The 13561-nt window shown below is 69.5% G+C and carries 14 protein-coding genes; 10 read left to right on the top strand and 4 right to left on the bottom strand.

What is annotated here, in order from left to right:
- Positions 1–78: 78 nt before the first annotated feature.
- The 5 genes from ACTWJ8_RS04430 to ACTWJ8_RS04410 all read left to right on the top strand — a co-directional run bounded on the left by ACTWJ8_RS04430 (position 79) and on the right by ACTWJ8_RS04410 (position 4836).
- The gene (locus ACTWJ8_RS04430; RefSeq protein WP_356380498.1) at positions 79–612 is read left to right on the top strand and encodes a hypothetical protein; all 534 of its coding nucleotides are present in this window, start codon (positions 79–81) and stop codon (positions 610–612) included.
- 4 nt (positions 613–616) lie between these two features.
- On the top strand, positions 617–1726 hold the full coding sequence (locus ACTWJ8_RS04425; protein ID WP_443262970.1) for a hypothetical protein: 1110 nt from the start codon (positions 617–619) through the stop codon (positions 1724–1726).
- Positions 1727–1783: 57 nt separating this feature from the next.
- Positions 1784–2377, top strand: a complete 594-nt coding sequence (locus ACTWJ8_RS04420) for a hypothetical protein (protein ID WP_443262969.1) — start codon at positions 1784–1786, stop codon at positions 2375–2377.
- A gap of 159 nt (positions 2378–2536) precedes the next feature.
- On the top strand, positions 2537–3046 hold the full coding sequence (locus tag ACTWJ8_RS04415) for a hypothetical protein (protein ID WP_443262968.1): 510 nt from the start codon (positions 2537–2539) through the stop codon (positions 3044–3046).
- A gap of 47 nt (positions 3047–3093) precedes the next feature.
- Positions 3094–4836 carry a family 43 glycosylhydrolase gene (locus tag ACTWJ8_RS04410; RefSeq protein WP_443262967.1) on the top strand — a complete coding sequence of 581 codons (1743 nt, stop codon included), beginning with the start codon at positions 3094–3096 and terminating at the stop codon, positions 4834–4836.
- A gap of 16 nt (positions 4837–4852) precedes the next feature.
- Here the strand turns inward: ACTWJ8_RS04410 and ACTWJ8_RS04405 are convergent, their stop codons facing one another.
- A complete protein-coding gene (locus tag ACTWJ8_RS04405) occupies positions 4853–6064 on the bottom strand; it encodes an FAD-dependent monooxygenase (protein ID WP_443262966.1) in 1212 nt (403 codons plus the stop codon).
- 129 nt (positions 6065–6193) lie between these two features.
- Here ACTWJ8_RS04405 and ACTWJ8_RS04400 point away from each other — a divergent pair, with 129 nt between their 5' ends.
- From ACTWJ8_RS04400 to ACTWJ8_RS04390, 3 genes are all read left to right on the top strand, one after another.
- Positions 6194–7369, top strand: coding sequence for a PucR family transcriptional regulator (locus ACTWJ8_RS04400; RefSeq protein WP_443262965.1), 1176 nt, complete (start codon positions 6194–6196; stop codon positions 7367–7369).
- Positions 7370–7384: 15 nt separating this feature from the next.
- The gene (locus ACTWJ8_RS04395) at positions 7385–7831 is read left to right on the top strand and encodes a hypothetical protein (protein WP_443262964.1); all 447 of its coding nucleotides are present in this window, start codon (positions 7385–7387) and stop codon (positions 7829–7831) included.
- Between the two features lie 107 nt (positions 7832–7938).
- Positions 7939–8568 carry a hypothetical protein gene (locus tag ACTWJ8_RS04390; RefSeq protein WP_356380475.1) on the top strand — a complete coding sequence of 210 codons (630 nt, stop codon included), beginning with the start codon at positions 7939–7941 and terminating at the stop codon, positions 8566–8568.
- Positions 8569–8586: 18 nt separating this feature from the next.
- Here ACTWJ8_RS04390 and proP read toward each other — a convergent pair whose 3' ends face one another.
- Both proP and ACTWJ8_RS04380 read right to left on the bottom strand, forming a co-directional pair.
- Positions 8587–10074, bottom strand: coding sequence for a glycine betaine/L-proline transporter ProP (proP, locus tag ACTWJ8_RS04385; RefSeq protein ID WP_443262963.1), 1488 nt, complete (start codon positions 10072–10074; stop codon positions 8587–8589).
- A gap of 269 nt (positions 10075–10343) precedes the next feature.
- Positions 10344–10862, bottom strand: coding sequence for a lytic polysaccharide monooxygenase auxiliary activity family 9 protein (locus ACTWJ8_RS04380; RefSeq protein ID WP_356380469.1), 519 nt, complete (start codon positions 10860–10862; stop codon positions 10344–10346).
- 268 nt (positions 10863–11130) lie between these two features.
- On the opposite strand from ACTWJ8_RS04380, the gene ACTWJ8_RS04375 reads away from it, so the two are divergent.
- Positions 11131–11670 (top strand): VanZ family protein, encoded by a 540-nt coding sequence (locus ACTWJ8_RS04375; protein ID WP_443262962.1) that lies wholly within the window; start codon positions 11131–11133, stop codon positions 11668–11670.
- 63 nt (positions 11671–11733) lie between these two features.
- Here ACTWJ8_RS04375 and ACTWJ8_RS04370 read toward each other — a convergent pair whose 3' ends face one another.
- On the bottom strand, positions 11734–11940 hold the full coding sequence (locus ACTWJ8_RS04370) for an EF-hand domain-containing protein (RefSeq protein ID WP_443264804.1): 207 nt from the start codon (positions 11938–11940) through the stop codon (positions 11734–11736).
- Positions 11941–12143: 203 nt separating this feature from the next.
- Between ACTWJ8_RS04370 and ACTWJ8_RS04365 the strand changes: the two genes are divergently transcribed.
- Positions 12144–13532, top strand: coding sequence for a spinster family MFS transporter (locus tag ACTWJ8_RS04365; protein WP_443262961.1), 1389 nt, complete (start codon positions 12144–12146; stop codon positions 13530–13532).
- Positions 13533–13561 lie beyond the last annotated feature (29 nt).

The following is a 13561-nucleotide window of genomic DNA, read 5'->3' as shown; positions in this document are numbered from 1 at the left end:
GGTCGCGTGCGTCCCGCCGTTCGCCGCGATGTGGGCCCTCGTTCTAGGGGCCGGTATATCCATAGGAGTTGATCAACCATGCCGGGAACCCTTCCGGTGCCGCTGACCTGTGAGGTCCCCGAAGGCTGGCAGGCCGCACCGCCCGATGAAGTCGGAGCGCCGAAAGCCGCCTTTGTGGCCTTGCACATCGCGTCGCATGGTTCGGGATTCACGCCGAACATCACGGTGACTGGGTCGGTCCGTGAGGACGGCGCGAGTCTGCACCGCGTCGCGGATGAGTCGGTGCAACGACTGCAGGAGACGGTCGGCCCGGTGACCCTCGTCAAGCGCACGGACGTGGGGACTCACTTCAAGCCGAGCCTGTTCGAAGCTCCGGGCGTCGTACAGAATCTCCGGATCGACGCGAACGTCAACGGCCGCCCGGAGAAGCTCGCCCAGAGCCAGCTGATTCTGCTCCTCGAGGACCCGAAGCAGCCGCGTCGGCTGGCTGAGATCGAGATTGCGCTGACTGCACGTTTCGACCAGCTGCCGAGTGTCCTTGACGATTTCCAGGACTTTCTGCGCACCGTCCGCCCGGCAGGGCAGAGCGGTATCGGGCAAGGGGAGAGCTGACGCGATGTCTGAGAGTGTGCAGCAAATCATCGGCATGGCGTTCTTTGTCGTAGTCCTAGGCGTCGTCTCCTCGCTTTGGCGCCGCCGAAAGCGGCGCCAGGAGCTGAGCAAGTACGACGAGTTCACGAAGCGGCTCGGGTGGCAGCACGTCGAGAGACCTCGGAACGGGGACGTCGCCAGGTTCATGCGTGATGAGCCGTTCCCGGCCGGCGGGACCCCGGAACGGCTTGCCTCCGACTACTGCCACGGAACCTACCGCGGCCGCCCCGCCTGCTCCTTCGAGGCTTCCGTGCCCCGTTTGTCGTTCCCCGGGGCGGGTGACGACGACACTGGCAAACCGATCGTCGTCGCCGCGTGGGCCACGCAACTCCCCTATTTTGTCGGCGACTTCTCCGTACGCCGTACAGGCCGCGTTTCGCGTGCCTTCGGCGGCCCCAACGACCTCCGTATCGGGCACCCCGAGTTCGACGAGCAGTTCACGGTCCGAGGGCTGCAGGAAGGCGCGGCCGTTGCTGCTCTGCAGGGGCCGTTGGCCGAGTTCCTGCTGGCCGACCCGCGCAGCAAGGACTTCGGGCTGCGGTTCATCGGCGACGAGGTGATGGCGTGGGAGAAGGGCGAGCAGTCACCCGACAAGATCGAAGCCGCGTTGCAGTTCCTGTGCGAGATTGCGGACTGTCTTCCCGTACCCGCGGTACCGCCCCAGGCCGGGAGCACTGCGGGTGACGCGCTGATCCAGCATGCCCGCGCGGAACTTGCCGCCACCAGAGCCCCCTACCGCATCGAGGTCACCCAGTCGCGTCTGGACGTCGTACCCGACCTGACGGACCCGCGCTGGCAGCGGGTGCTGGGTGAGGGTGGTCAGGACAGGGTCTACCTGTGGAAGGTCACCTGCAATCCGCAGACGAAGAGCATCAGCAGCAGCTTGCGGCACCACCGAGTGATCGTGACGGACAGTGGAGGTCAGGCTCAAGGGCCTGCCCTGAGTCTGGGCGGCGAGTTCGCACAAGGCGGGTTCCGGCGCAGCGTGCCCGGCATGGACCCGATGTCGGACCCGAACTTCGGGTCAGCTCTCATCAGCCGCGCAGCAGCGAGGGCGGGGTGGCGATCTGGTTGATGGGGGTCATCGGGCACCTCCAGGCGCCACCAGGAGCCCGTGGTCCAGAATCGACGCATGGACGTCCCCGCGCTGCTGGAAGCCGCCTCCCTCCTGGTCCCCGCAGACATCGCCACCGAGAACGACATCACGGTCGATGACATCTGGGACCACCTCGCCCACGACGAGTGGGAGGTGGCTCTTGGGCTCCTGGAGGAACTCGGCGACGTCCACCCGCTTCCGCACGACTTCTGGGAAAGCCTCGCCACGGCCGCCGGGCAGATGCGGCTCGAAAGAAGCGCGGCCTGGTGCCGCTGGCGCTGCTACGAATCACGACACGGGATCATCCGAGCCGATCTCACGCTTCGGCGGGCCGGCGAAGGCCGACGGCAGGCTGCCTTCTCCGGGGCCGGTGTTCTGCGGCCCATGTGGAGCATCGGAAATCAAACATCAACCGGTGGGGAAGCCCTCGACATCGCACGCCTGTGGGTCGAGTTCATGCCTGCCCTGGGGCCAGGCGAGCGTTCCTCGGTGCGGCTTGCCCCTCTCGATCCCTCGCGGTGGCGACATCTCCAGCCCGGCCAAACGATCACGATGCACGAAGACCGGACCATTGGTGGCACGGCTGTCGTGCTGGAAGTCCAGGGGCCTGCGGCCACGCCCGCGCCATAAAGCCTGTCGTCCCTTCAGAGAGGTTTCGGACGGCCGTCACCGGAGGAACCGCCCACGGTCTTCCGCACGCGCGTAGACCCTGGCACGATCTGGGCCGATCCACCTGCATCACAGCTGTCACACCCCACTCAGGCACTGGCAGGAAGGCCCGCGATCACCATGCGTATCCGTTCCGCGTTCACCGCGCTCGCGCTCACCACCGCCGCGCTCGTCGCACCCGGTTTCGGGGTGCTGACCAGCTCCACCGACGCGTACGCCGTCACGAAGATCTCGCATGCGACGGCGACGTCGATGTTCAGGGCGGCCGGGATCACCTGGTCCTCGTCCGGTGGTTGCTCGGATCGGAACGTCTCGACGTGCACGTCGTTCGAGCAGCTCAATCTCGCCACCGCCCAGGGCGCCCAGACGCTCAAGTCGGCGAGCGCGTGTGCGCTCAACATCACGGGCGGCACCGAGACCGGCCACGCGAGCGGCACGTACTCGCACTGGAACGGCTACAAGCTCGACTTCGGCAAGAGCACCTGCCTCACGAGCTACATCAAGAACCACTTCACGTACATCGGTCTGCGCGGCGACGGCGCCCCGCAGTACAAGGCCGCCTCCGGCAATGTGTACGCCGACGAGGGCAATCACTGGGATGTGACGTTCTACAACTGTGGTGGGTGTTGATCCCCTCAACCGCCCCTGTTTGTAAGTGAGTTGAAGAAGGTGTTGGCATGAGTCAGGAGTCCGTGCGTTCCCGCTTCGCGCCCGGTCGGCGTGCCCTTCTCGGTGGGGCGGTGGCCGTCGCCGCCACGGCTCTGGTGCCCGGCGTCGCCGTCGGCGCATCACGGCGCGGAGGAGCTGTCACCGACGCCACGTACGTCAACGACGCGCGGACCTCCGGTGGCGACCCCTACGTGCTGTTCGACGAGCCCAGCGGGTACTACTACGCGTACTGCACGGGTGGTTCGGACGAGGGATACTTCTTCGGTGTGCACCGGTCGCCCGATCTCGCGACGTGGGAGCGGCTGCCCGGCGGCGCGTTGCGGGCCGATGATCCGAAGCGGTGGGGGAAGGACTGGTTCTGGGCGCCGGAGGTGTACCGGAACCCCGACACCGGGATGTACTTCCTGTTCTACGCGGCCCGGATGGGCGCCGACCTCGGCGAACAGTACTTCGGCTACGCCGACTTCGAAGAGCCCTGCTCGATCGGTGTCGCGGTGTCCCGCACGCCCGAAGGTCCGTTCCGCGACATCAGCGACCGGCCCATCGACTACCACCCGTACAAACCGGACTACCACGACGTCAACCTCATCATGGGCGACGACCAGCTCACCCCGCCCGCCACCGAGGAGGAGGGCCGGACCGCGCCGCTCGGCTCGTACATCCCGATGATCGACCCGAATCTGCTCTTCGACGACGGGCGGATCTACCTCTATTTCTCCAGCAACGCCTACCGAAACTGGGTGTGGGACACCCGCCTCGGCAAGTACATCGAAGAGTCCAATATTGCGGCTGTCGAACTGACCACGCGCTGGTGGGACGATCCCGAAGGGGCCACCATGCCTGGCGTTCACCCTCGGTACCTCGATGCCAACGCGCCGCGATCCGGTGCTTCCGATGGTCGGCGGCGCGACGGGTTCGTGCCCATCCTCACCTACGGTGCCGATCCCCAGCCCTGGGAGGACGCGCACGTCAACGACCATGAGACATCGGGTGGTTCGAAGAAGGACCGTCGGTGGGAGGAGGGTTCCACGGCCTGGCGGCACGAGTACGTGCGCGACGGCCGGCGGCACACCGCGTACTACCTGACCTACTCCGCCAACAACTTCGAGAATCAGTACTACGGAGTGGGCTATGCCGTCGCCGAGCACCCGTTGGGGCCCTGGCGCAAGCATCCGGGCAATCCGGTGCTCGCGCAGAATCCCGACATCGGCATGTACTCCACCGGGCACGGCAGCCTGACCGCCTCGCCGGACGGCAGCGAGCTGTACTACGTGCACCACGGCCGTACGTCACCCACCTCGTCCGACCGCGTCGTCTACACCGAGCGGCTGCGCGTCGAGGAGCGGGTCGCCTCCGGGTATCCGCTGCTCACCATCGAGCAGTCCACCAGTGACCAACCCGTGCCCGCGGGGACCGCGCCCTTCGCGTTCACCGCGGAACCCGTCACCGTACGGGTGGGTGGGACGGTGGACGTCGAGTGTGCGGTGCGCAGTGCCGCGGGCGCCGCCTTCGACCTGACGGCGCCGGAGAACCGGGTGCGGGGCGAGCTGCGACCGGACGGCGGCGGTCCTGCGTCCGTCAACGTCGAAGGGGGCGTCGTGAGAGTTCGTGGTCTGCGTCGGGGGACGGCTCGGTTGACCCTCGTGTATCAGCGGCGCCGAGCGGACGGATCGTACCGAGACGTCCACCAGGCACGGCCCGGTGGACGCCCGCAGGCTGTGGGGGTGACGGTGCCGGTCGTGGTGCGGTGACCTGAACGACGGTGTGTCAGGCGGGGGCGTCCGCGTCGTCCGCCGCGTACTCGTGGATCCACGCCAAGTGGCGCTCCCACGCGTCCGGCGCGCCCAGGCGTCGGTCGCGTGTCTCCGCGCGAGGTCCGTCGGGCAGGTGCAGGACGTCGGCCGTCGTGATCGACGCGATCTGGACCCTACGGGTGCGTTCCAGGCGGCGTGCCTGGTAGCGCAGCCGCGCCGACTCCCAGTCCTCGCCGCGGGCGAGCGCGGAAGTCAGGCAGTCGGCGAGGACGATCGCGTCCTCGATGGACTGGTTCGCGCCCTGTCCGTGGTGCGGTACGAGGGCGTGCGCCGCGTCGCCGAGCAGGGTGACACGGCCCCTGCTCCACTGGTGCAGGGGCGGGCGGTGGAACAGACCCCACCGTTCGCCCGCAGGCGCCGCGGCGATCATCTGGAGGACCGCGGGGTGCCAGCCCTCGAAGGCGGCGACGTGTTCGCCGGGCGCGGAGGGTGCGAGCCAGGCCTGTTCGGGCCATGGGCCCTTAAGTCGCTTGACCAGCAGGAAGTTCTGATCGCCGCTGCCGATGGGGTAGTGGAGCAGGTGGCCGCCAGGACCCATCCAGAACTGGATCGCCTCGGGGTCGGGGAGGAGATCCAGGTGGTCAGGACCGACGATGCCGCGCCAGCCGTAGCAGCCAGAGAAGCGGGCGTCGTCGTAGCCGACGACCTCGCGGCGCAGCAAGGACCTCGCGCCGTCCGCGCCGAGCACCAGATCCGCCTCCGCACGGTCGCCGTCGGCGAAGTGCAGGACCGCGCCCGCGGTGCCGGTGTCGTCCACGCTCAGCAGGCGTTTGCCCAGGTGGAGACCTGCGCCGTCGAGGGCGCCCGCCAGTAGCTGCTGGAGGTCGGCGCGGTGGATGCCGTAGTACGGCGCCCCGCACCGCGCCCGGTACTCCTCGCGGGACAGCACCCTGCCGATCACGCGACCGTCCCTGCCGTCGCGGAACACCAACCCGTCGACATCGGCGGCCTTGTGCGCCAGGCCTTCGCCGATGCCGGTGCGGTCGCGGAGGAAGCGGGTCGCGTTCGCCGAGAGGGCGACGGCCGCGCCCACCTCGCGCAGTTCGTCCGTCTGCTCGTACACCTGCGGCTCGAGGCCCCGTCTGCGCAGTTCGACGGCGAGGGTCAGTCCTCCGATGCCCGCGCCCACGATGGCGATCCTGCGCCCTGAGTTCACACCCGTCATGCTCGGCTCCTCCCGGTCGGTCCGTCCGACGCTAGGCGGGGTGTGCGGCGCCGGGCATCGGCCCGCAGTGGCAAGCTGCGCCACCGCGGTCCGACACTGTGTCGGAAGGGCGTCTTCTACGATGCGTTCATGCAGCGGACACCCGACCTGGACGACGCCGTCCAGGACCTGGCGGAGACCGTCGGGCGCCGGCTCGTCCTCGTCGACGACACGATGCGCGTGGTCGGCTACTCCATGCACGAGAGCGAGGCCGACCGGCGGAGGCTGTCCCACGTCCTGGCGCACAGCGACGCGTGGCGCCCGCCGCGAACAGCCGGTGAGGCGTGCTGCGTCGAGCCGGTACCGGAGCTCGGCGACTGCCTCTTCCTGCGGCTCACCGACCGCGATCACCGGATCGTGGGCCACCTTGTCCTCGTACTCGGCACGGAACGCGTCCCGGCCGATGTACGCGACACCCTCGTGGCCGCCGGCCCCGCGCTCGGCGACCTCCTGGCCCTTCGCGGGCTGCGCGCCGAGCGGGAGTCGGAGCGGGCGCGGAGCCTGACGGTCGACCTGGTCACCGGAGGGCCGGAGTGCCGGGCGGCCGCCGCCGATGCGCTGGTGGCCGAGCGGATTCTCAGCGCGTCCGGGCGGTACAGCCCGGTCGTCCTCGGCACCGACCCGCGTACGGCGTCACCCGGTGACGGCGAGCGGGCGGCCCTGGCCGTCACCGCGACCCTCGATTACGTGGACCGGGCCTCGACGGCGTCCGCGGCCGGCGCCACGCTCCCCGACGGACTCGGCGTCCTGCTCTTCCCGCGACCGGTCGTCCAGCCACGGCTGACCCGCATCCTCGAACAGCCGCAGGTCGCGGGCGTACGAGCGGGTGTGGGGCCGCTCGTCGGACTCGCCGACGTCCACCGCTCGTTCGAACGCGCACGTCTCGCCTGGCGCGCCTCCTGCTTCGCGCCGCAGGACCACCCGACGGTCACCGACTGGGACCAGGTCGGCCTCGACGGCACGCTCGCCCGCCTCCCGCTCGAGACGCTCGCCGTCGACGAACTGCCGTCGCCGGTCCACCGCCTGCTCACCGCGGACCTCGGCCGCGAACTCCTCACCACGCTCGACCGCTACCTCGACGCGGGCGGTGACGCCCGGCAGACCGCCCGCTCCCTCGGCATCCACCGCTCGACCCTCTACTACCGGCTCGACAAACTCCGCACCGCCATCGGCTCCGACCTCTCCGACGGCCGCCTCCGCCGCGAACTCCACACCGGCCTCCGCATTGCCCAACTGGCGGGCCTGGGCCCGTGGGGCGACCGTTAGAGAAGGAGCGGGCAGATGGGACTGCTGACCGCGCAGCGCCTCGACGCCGAGGTCATGTTCTACGGCCTGTGGATGCAGGACATCGGCGCGTCGTTCGACGACGAACCCGCGGCCGACACCCCGTTCGGCTCCTCGGACGGGGCCCGCCTCGTGATCCACAGCGCGGGCCACACGCATACGGCCGACCTGCGCGCGGAGGTCTGGGACGAGGAGCCGCCCGCGGCGCCAGGGGAGTGGGACGTGTCCGCCGACGCTCGGATCGACGCGCCTGCGGGCCGGTTGAGGCTGTCGACCTACGCGGCGGTCTCGAAGGAGGACATCCACCTCGGCCGACCCGGCCGCGCCTGGAACGTGCGCGTGCGGGTGCGCGGCAGGGACGAGGTGTTTGCCCTCGCGCAGCACGACGTCCCCGAGGGCGTCGAGTGCTACCTCGTGCAGTTCTGGCCGGTGACAGAGTCGTGACACAAGTCGGGGCAACGGGGACGTCGTGTCGTGGGTCGTACAGGACAGGAAGAACGATAAGAAACGTCATGTATGGCCGCATACACGAGCAGACGGGGAGCCCGACGATGACGCACACTCTTGTTCGCAGCCGAAGGAACGCCAGGAGAGGCCTGTTGGCGCTGACGGCCGCCGTCGCCGCCACCGCCGGCGTCGCCGTGACCACCGCGCCCGCGTCGGCGGCGGACACGCCGAGGTTCCTGTCCGCCTCGCAGTTGCCGCCGCACCCGTCGTCCCCCTGGTACGCGGGACCTGTCACGGCCGGGCAGCCGGATCCGCTGCCGATGTGCGTGGGGGACGCGCTGCCGTCGATCTCCGTGCACCGCGCGTACCACACGGACCTCGACGCGACCGCGCTCCAGGTGACCGTGGTCGAGCGCAGCACGCAGCGTGCCAAGGACTTCGCGGCGCTGCTGCGCAAGGACCTGGCCGGGTGCGCCGCGTCGGTCATGAACCAGAACCCCGACGTCACGGCCACACAGAAGTACTACGGCCGGCTCCCCGTCGAGGAGGGCGCGTACGTCTACGGCGTGCACACCACGACGACGTGGGGCGCGTCCGACATCAATCTGTTCTCCGTCGGCCGGGACGGCAACATCGTGACCGTCGTCCGGTGGGGGCAGATGGGCTCCTACAGCGACGCTCCGGTGGGTGCCTTCAAGAAGACGACCGTGACAGCGGTGAACAAGCTCCGCTGACCCGGCGGGCCGGGCCGGTCAGCGCGCCGAGGACTCCTCCTTGGCATATCGGTACAGGTCCTGCGACGTGTCGATGAGTTCCTTCTGCTCCTCCTTGGAGCCGACCATCGGCTGGGAGCCGTTGAGCGGGAGCTGGGCGCTCTCCGGGAGGAACTTCACCGTCACCAGGCCGATGACACCGGCCACCATCAGGTAGTACGCGGGCACCAGCTTGTCGCCCGTCGCGTTCACCAGTGCCTCCGTGAACAGCGGGGTCGTACCGCCGAACGCCGCCACCGCGAAGTTGAAGCCGATGCCCATCGCCGCGTACCGCACCGCGGTCGGGAAGAGGGCCGGGAGCGTGGCGGCGCTCGGTGCCGCGAAGCAGGCCAGGAGCGTGGACAGGAGCAGGACGCCGAAGATGGGCGGCCAGGTGCCCGCCGACTTGATGAGCAGGAACGCGGGGATCGCGAGCACGATCATGGCGATGGCCCCGCCCGCGTACAGGGGGCGCCTGCCGATGTGGTCGCTGAGGCGTCCGAGGAACGTGATGAGGACGACGATCCACACCATGCCGATGAGCACCAGGACGTCCGCGGAGCCGCTGGAGCGGCCGAGCGCCTCCGTCTGATAGCTGGGCAGATAGCCCGTGACCATGTAGTTCGTGACGTTGTAGAGCAGGACGAGGCCCATGCAGATCAACAGTGGGCGCCAGTGCTCGCGCACGATGGTCTTGAACTCGCTGCCGACGGAGTCCTGGGCGAGGTTCTTCTCGTGCTCGTCGAGCTGCTGCTGGAAGGCGGGGGACTCCTCCAGCTTGAGCCGCATGTAGAGGCCGATGACGCCAAGGGGTCCCGCGATCAGGAACGGCAGGCGCCAGCCCCAGGACAGCATCTGGTCGTCGGTGAGCGCGATGTTCAGGACGGTGACCAGCGCGGAGCCCAGGGCGTAGCCGACGAAGGTGCCGAAGTCGAGCCAGCTGGACAGGAAGCCGCGCCGCCGGTCGGGCGAGTACTCGGCGACGAACGTGGTGGCTCCGCCGTACTCGCCACCGGTCGAGAAGCCCTGCACCATTCGGGCGACGAGCAGCAGCACGGGCGCCGCAATGCCGATCGTCTCGTAGCTGGGGATCAGGCCGATCGAGAAGGTGCCCGCCGCCATCATGATCATGGTGGTGGCCAGCACCTTCTGCCGCCCGATCCGGTCGCCGAGCGGGCCGAAGACCAGTCCGCCGAGCGGTCGCACCACGAACGCGGCGGCGAACGTGGCGAACGACGAGATCAGCTGGGCGCCCGGCGAGGCGCCGGGGAAGAAGACCTTGCCGATGGTGGCGGCGAGGTAGCTGTAGACGCCGAAGTCGAACCACTCCATGCAGTTGCCGAGCGCGGAGGCGCCGACGGCCCGCTTGAGCAGGGGTTTCTCGACGACCTGTACGTCCTGCTTGCGGTAGGCCCGCTTTGTGCGGCGCAGCCGGCGCACGAGCTCCTCACGGACGTGTCCCGGCAGCTCCGCGACCGTCTCCGGCATGCGCTTGCGGCCTCTGGTGGTCGGGCCGTCAGAAGGTGTGTGGGCCACGTGCCGATGCCGCCTCTCTCTGTCGTCCTCGTCTCCGTGCGTCTGGGCCGAGTCTCCGTACATTGATCACTCGGCGCACCTCGAGGACGACTGCCCGGCACACGCTGCCGCACACCAACGGCATGGTCGCGGGCACGGCAAAAGGCGGCGCCGCGGGCCGTGACGGACCGGGGTCCGCCGTGGGGGAAGGGCCTGCGGCGCCGCTGTGGCGCGGTGTTCGCTCAGCCGCCGACGTTCACGTCGATGCAGGCGTAGAAGGCGTTCGAGGTGTCGGCGATGTTCCACACGGCCAGCACCTTCTGCCGGCCGGTCAGCGAGCCGAAGTCCACCTGGTGGGTGACCGTGGCGCCGGGCTTCGCCCCGCCGTCGTCGAACTCGGCGATCTCCTGACCGCCGACGTAGTACTGCCACGTGCTGGTGGCGTGCTGCGCGGTCAGCTTCCACTCGAAGGTGGTGCTGCGCGACACCGGGGTGGCGACCCAGCCCTTGGAGTCGTCGTCGAGCTCGGCGAATCGGCTGTTGCCGCCGCTGCAGCTGGTGAGGCCCTTGGGGCCCTCGACGCTCTGCGGCTCGTAGGTGATGTCCCCGCAGGAGACGGTGCCCGCCGCGCACTGCGCCTGCCGACTGGGCGGGTTCGAGATGTAGCCGTGGGCGCTCGCCGTGCCGGCGGGGAGGCTGACGGCGATGACGGGGGCCAGGGCCGCGCCGATGAGCGCGGCGGTCTTCCTTCTGGCGTTCATGCGTACTCCTTCACTTCAGGTCTTCCCGCGGCGTGCGTGAAGTGGGGGCGCACGCTCGGGTCGGCCTCTCGAGGGTGGGGACCAAGAGGCGCGAAGGGGGCAGCGGAGGTCCGCCCGACGCGCGGGGCGTGGGCGAACTCCCTTAAGCGGAACGGCCGTTGCTTGGACTAGACCATACAAGCGGGCGTGTACGTGTCAAGGTCTGAACCAATGAGTGGTCGCTCCGGCGGCGCGTGTGCGGCGCCAACTCCGTGGAAACCGGGGGTACATGGAGACCGAAACCCGCACGCGGAGGAGTACGAACAGGAGCACGCGGAAGAACTCGTGGGGGCGGCGGCTCGTCCGCGCCCTCGCCATGGCCGTCGGCTTCGTCTGCATGGTGGCCTTCGCCGTCGCCCTGGCCCGGGCCACCCTCGTGCCGTCACCGGTGTCGGAGTCGCTGACGCACACCAACCTGCACCCGGGCAGTTCGATCCGCCTCTACTTCGACCAGCCCGACTGGCGCGACACGATCAAGCAGGTCGGCGGGAACCTCGTCCTCGGGATGCCGTTCGGCGTGCTGCTGCCGGTGCTCTTCCCGCGCACCCGGGGGTTCGTGCGGGTGGTGCTCATGACCGCGTTCGTGATGCTCACCGTCGAGGTCGCGCAAGGTCTGCTGGTCGAGGGGCGCGCCTTCGACATCGACGACGTGATCCTCAACGCGGCCGGCGCCTTCGTCGGATACCTCGTCGTCGGGCGGCGGCTCGGCAGGGCGCTGCACCCGCGCCGCCGGGGCCTGCCCGAACTGCTGCGGCTCAAGCGCTCCTGAGCGCACGGCACTGTGCCCCCGGATCCGCTGATCCGGGGGCACAGGCCGGTGGTACGGCGGCGTTCAGAGGCCCATGGAGGCCTTGAACTCGTCGAACGAGACCTTGCGGTCACCGTCGCTGTCGATGGTGTCGATGAGGTCCTGCGCGGCCTCCACGGTGACGCCCGTGTCGCCCAGCTCGGCGACGACCTGACGGTACTCGTCGGCGGTCAGCTGTCCGTCCCCGTCGACGTCGTACCGGTCGAAGACCTTCCGCGCCGCGGCTGCCATGTCGACCACGTGTTCCTCGTTTCCTCGTCGGTGCAAGAGAGCGGCCCCCACTCTAGGACCTCGCGCGGTGCGTCGTGCCAGGTGGCCGGGGGAGTGGTGCGGGAAATCCCCGACGCGGCAGCGGGATTCCCGCTATGGCTGGGGGAGTTGGGCCTGGCTAGCCTCTGAGCCCTCCCTCCCCAGACCCGATGAGGCGCCGTCCCATGACCGAGCTCTCGCCGCTGTCCGCACCCGACACCGCACCCCGTATGTCCGAGCGGTACAAGAACTACGTCGTCGGCATCTGCACCGCCGCGTACGTGCTGTCCTTCGTCGACCGGCAGGCCCTGTCGCTGATGATCGAGCCCATCAAGCGGGACCTGAGCCTGACGGACACGCAGTTCAGCCTGTTGAGCGGGCTCGCCTTCTCCGTCCTGTACGCGGTGATGGGCCTTCCCATCGCGGCCCTGGCCGACCGCCGCTCCCGGCCCGTGATCATCTCCGTCGGCATCGCGCTGTGGAGCCTCGCCACGGCCCTGTCCGGCCTCAGCAAGGGGTTCGCGCACATGTTCCTCGCGCGGGTCGGGGTGGGCGTGGGCGAGGCCGCGCTGACCCCCTCCGCGTACTCGATGTTCAGCGACATGTTCCCGAAGAAGAAGCTCGGGCGGGCCGCCGGGATCTACTCGCTCGGCTCGTTCATCGGTGGCAGCGCCGCGTTCGTGATCGGCGGGTACGTCATCGGGCTGCTCAAGGACGTCGACCGGGTGAGCCTCCCGCTCGTCGGGGACGTGCGCGCCTGGCAGTTGACGTTCTTCGTCATCGGGCTGCCCGGACTGCTCGTCGCGCTCGTGTTCCTCCTGACGGTCCGCGACCCGGCACGGCGCGGCCTGGCACGCGACGCGTCGGGCGCCGTGCGGAAGGTGGCCCTGCGCGACGTGTTCGCCTTCCTGCGCGGCCACGCCCGCACGTTCTTCTGCCACTACGTCGGGTTCTCCTGCTACGCGATGGTGCTGCTCGGCCTCATGGCCTGGGCGCCCGCCTTCTACCTGCGCGCCTTCGACCTGACCCCCACCGAGGTCGGCTACGTCCTCGGCGGCGTCGTACTCCTCGCCAACGGCTCGGGCGTGCTCTTCGGCGGCTGGCTCGTCGACCGCCTCACCGCCGCGGGACACCCCGACGGGGCGATGCGCGCGGGCGTCGTCGGAGCCGTCGGCATGCTCGTGCCGGTCGTCGCCTTCCCGCACGTGCGGCCCCTGTGGCTGTCGCTCGCGCTGCTCGCGGTCACCATGTTCTTCGCCTCGTTCCCGATGCCCGCCTCCACGGCCGCGATGCAGGTGCTCAGCCCGAACCAGATGCGCGCCCAGGTGTCCGCCGTCTTCCTGCTCATCTCGAACCTGGCCGCCGTCGGACTCGGCACGACACTCGTCGCGCTGGTCACCGACGAACTGCTCGGCTCCGCACAGCGCGTCGGCACGTCCCTCTCGCTCGTCTACGGCGTCGCCGCCGTCGCCAGCATCCTGCTCCTGTGGCGCGGCTGCGCCCACTTCCGCCGCAGCCTCGCCCACGAGGAACGGCTCGCCGCACGGACCCCCGAGCCGGACCCGGCCGCGTAGCACGCCCCCGCCCGCACCACGCTTCGTAC

This window comes from Streptomyces sp. SDT5-1 (assembly GCF_052245995.1).
Lineage (GTDB): Bacteria > Actinomycetota > Actinomycetes > Streptomycetales > Streptomycetaceae > Streptomyces.
Note: the sequence above shows the minus strand (reverse complement) of the source record. Positions and strands in the feature narration are given on the sequence as shown.

Coding starts and splice junctions, on each gene's coding strand:
- ACTWJ8_RS04390 (WP_356380475.1), top strand. CDS start 7,939: ATGACGCACACTCTTGTTCGCAGCCGAAGGAACGCCAGGAGAGGCCTG.
- ACTWJ8_RS04425 (WP_443262970.1), top strand. CDS start 617: ATGTCTGAGAGTGTGCAGCAAATCATCGGCATGGCGTTCTTTGTCGTA.
- ACTWJ8_RS04405 (WP_443262966.1), bottom strand. CDS start 6,064: ATGACGGGTGTGAACTCAGGGCGCAGGATCGCCATCGTGGGCGCGGGC.
- ACTWJ8_RS04415 (WP_443262968.1), top strand. CDS start 2,537: ATGCGTATCCGTTCCGCGTTCACCGCGCTCGCGCTCACCACCGCCGCG.
- ACTWJ8_RS04395 (WP_443262964.1), top strand. CDS start 7,385: ATGGGACTGCTGACCGCGCAGCGCCTCGACGCCGAGGTCATGTTCTAC.
- ACTWJ8_RS04410 (WP_443262967.1), top strand. CDS start 3,094: ATGAGTCAGGAGTCCGTGCGTTCCCGCTTCGCGCCCGGTCGGCGTGCC.
- ACTWJ8_RS04370 (WP_443264804.1), bottom strand. CDS start 11,940: ATGGCAGCCGCGGCGCGGAAGGTCTTCGACCGGTACGACGTCGACGGG.
- proP (WP_443262963.1), bottom strand. CDS start 10,074: ATGCCGGAGACGGTCGCGGAGCTGCCGGGACACGTCCGTGAGGAGCTC.
- ACTWJ8_RS04400 (WP_443262965.1), top strand. CDS start 6,194: ATGCAGCGGACACCCGACCTGGACGACGCCGTCCAGGACCTGGCGGAG.
- ACTWJ8_RS04380 (WP_356380469.1), bottom strand. CDS start 10,862: ATGAACGCCAGAAGGAAGACCGCCGCGCTCATCGGCGCGGCCCTGGCC.
- ACTWJ8_RS04365 (WP_443262961.1), top strand. CDS start 12,144: ATGACCGAGCTCTCGCCGCTGTCCGCACCCGACACCGCACCCCGTATG.
- ACTWJ8_RS04430 (WP_356380498.1), top strand. CDS start 79: ATGCCGGGAACCCTTCCGGTGCCGCTGACCTGTGAGGTCCCCGAAGGC.
- ACTWJ8_RS04420 (WP_443262969.1), top strand. CDS start 1,784: ATGGACGTCCCCGCGCTGCTGGAAGCCGCCTCCCTCCTGGTCCCCGCA.
- ACTWJ8_RS04375 (WP_443262962.1), top strand. CDS start 11,131: ATGGAGACCGAAACCCGCACGCGGAGGAGTACGAACAGGAGCACGCGG.